A 1,488-nucleotide genomic window follows, 5' to 3' on the forward strand; every position below is an offset into this window, starting at 1 on the left:
GCGCTGTTGGTGAAGTCGAGGGTCAGTGTGCCTAGACCACGGACATCGACGGACGTGATCGACTGCTCAAAGAGTCCCAGCGCCGGGGCGAGAGAGAGGCCAGAGCCAGGTACCAGCTCATCCCAACTGCCCGCTGGGGGGCGGAACAGGAACGGCGACTCCACGACCAGCTCGGCATCGACCATGCCGGTCCTGCCCGCAGGGCTCGTTCGCAGGATGAGCCGCACCTGATGATCGAAGGCAATGCGTTCTACTCGGGCTCCGACCAGAGCCGTGGGTATCTTCAACCCGTCTCCTGAACACTGCCGCAACCTCTGTTGTGGGCTATTCGGGTCTGGCCGGACCCACGGCCACCGTAGTTCAGGGCCGTCGGTCGCGGCACCACCCAGCCTGACGTAGACGCAGGTGAACGGCCCTGGACGCACCGCGCAGCGACGCACCAACAGACTCAGAAGCGTGTTGGGTTCACACCCTCACGAGTTCGAATCTCGTATCCTCCGCCCAGCTCTCACCGGGCTGAACGAAGGCCCCGCCGCCATCCACGGCCGGGGCCTTCGTTGTGTTCCGTCTCAGCAGGACGCTGGTCGCGGTGTGGCGCGCGTCGCGCAGCCGCCCGTCCCGCACCCCTATCTGTCGATCGCGGTTCCCTGACCCCACACCTCGGTACCCGACGTCATAGGCAAGACGCACCAGTTCGCGGTAGCGCTCACGGGCGTTCTGATCGCTGATGGTATAGAGGTCGGTAATCATGCCGCGCCGGACAGATTCCATGGCCTGGCGGCATCGGTCGCGGGCGTGATGGCTGAGGCGTGGGGTCTCGGCCGAGACGTCGGGCAACGAAGGTAGCCATGCGTACAGATCGGCCAGCCGTTCGAGCAATGTCCGTGCTGCGTCCGTCGACCTGGCACGCTCTTGGCTCACTTGGTCAAGCCGCAAGCTAGCTGCCGCTTCCGTTGCCGCCAAGGATGCCTGTGCCGCGATCGACCGGTTCGTCTGCCAGCGCGCGACTAACACGGCGATCGCTCCGCCAGCCAAGGTGCCCACCAGCGCACCCAGCGACTGTGTGGCGATGTCTGCCCAGTAGCTCATACTGCATTCCTTCACCGCGGTACAGCAGTCCAGTACCGCAATCACGACAACCCGCAGCGGCTGAACGCGACCTGTGCCAGCCCAGCAGCGACACAACAACCACAGAGACCGGTCCCGGATGGAACTACGGGTCAGAAGGCCAGCGCCTTGGAGCAGAGCGCGTCGTCACGGCTCCCAGTGTTCCTCCCCGCCGGGGCCGACCGTGATGGGTGTGACGCCGCGGCCGGTCAGGTGCCAGGACTCGAACTGCGGGTCCGGGTCCACGCGGAGGCTGGCGCTGTTGGTGAAGTCGAGGGTCAGTGTGCCTAGACCACGGACATCGACGGACGTGATCGACTGCTCAAAGAGTCCCAGCGCCGGGGCGAGAGAGAGGCCAGAGCCAGGTACCAGCTCATCCCA

3 protein-coding genes are annotated in these 1,488 nt (G+C 65.5%); all 3 read right to left on the minus strand.

The window, feature by feature from the left end; genetic code table 11:
- Positions 1–287 (minus strand): DUF6188 family protein (locus tag ADY01_RS41200; protein ID WP_049581019.1); only part of this gene is annotated, 287 nt, incomplete at its 3' end.
- Positions 288–465: 178 nt separating this feature from the next.
- The gene (locus tag ADY01_RS35575) at positions 466–1,089 is read right to left on the minus strand and encodes a hypothetical protein (RefSeq protein ID WP_049581018.1); all 624 of its coding nucleotides are present in this window, start codon (positions 1,087–1,089) and stop codon (positions 466–468) included.
- Between the two features lie 165 nt (positions 1,090–1,254).
- On the minus strand, positions 1,255–1,488 hold a 234-nt coding region (locus ADY01_RS41205; protein ID WP_049581022.1), incomplete at its 5' end, for a DUF6188 family protein.

The sequence above is a fragment of the Streptomyces sp. SBT349 genome (assembly GCF_001083795.1).
In the GTDB taxonomy this organism is placed as follows: domain Bacteria; phylum Actinomycetota; class Actinomycetes; order Streptomycetales; family Streptomycetaceae; genus Streptomyces.